This window comes from Bartonella sp. MR168JLCBS (assembly GCF_042194175.1).
Genome location: NZ_JBHIMP010000426.1, coordinates 1 through 671, shown reverse-complemented (window position 1 = coordinate 671; position 671 = coordinate 1). Strand labels below are relative to the sequence as shown.

Sequence of the window (671 nt, the reverse complement as noted above, 5' to 3'; positions counted from 1 at the left end):
AGACAAAAATCTTACTTTGAATGCAGATTTAATGGGGGAAGGGATACAAGCAAAAGCAGAAGGACGTGTATCTTTAGATAAAAACAAACTTGATTTCTATATTGATTTGCAAAATTTGTCTGCGCGTTTGGTCAATAGTCTTATTGAAGGGCAAGTGCTTGAAGGAACGATGGTAGGCAAGATTGATATTGGTGGAACAGTGAAGGATCCATCTGCGCATTTTGAGCTTTCTAGTCAAAGCCTGGCTGTTATGACCCATAAAGGACTTATGTCGATAAATATGAATGCCCGTGGTTCTTACAAAAAATCGGCTCTTCATATTGAGAATTTGGTGGCAACCGGAGATAAGGGATTAGATCTCTCCATAAATGGGCCTCTTTCTTTGAATGGTTCAGAGGTTAAATTGAGTGTTAAAGGGACAATGCCTCTTGCTTTTGTTGATTTATTGTTAGCTAAGCGTGGTGCCCATATAACGGGTACAGCAAGAATTGATACTGTTCTAAAGGGTAAATTGTTTCAGCCACAACTGATAGGGAATTTTTCTATAGTCGATGGGAGCTTTTTTGATTCACAAACAAATTTAGAACTTAACAATATAACGCTTGAAGGCAAATTAAATGGTGATCATATTCTTATAGAGAAAACTTTTGCTTCTTCATCTAATGGAGGAT

At 37.3% G+C, this 671-nt stretch carries 1 pseudogene; it reads left to right on the top strand.

Annotated features, from left to right (window positions below):
• A pseudogene (locus ACFIK8_RS11765) lies at positions 1-671 on the top strand (hypothetical protein); the annotation flags it as partial.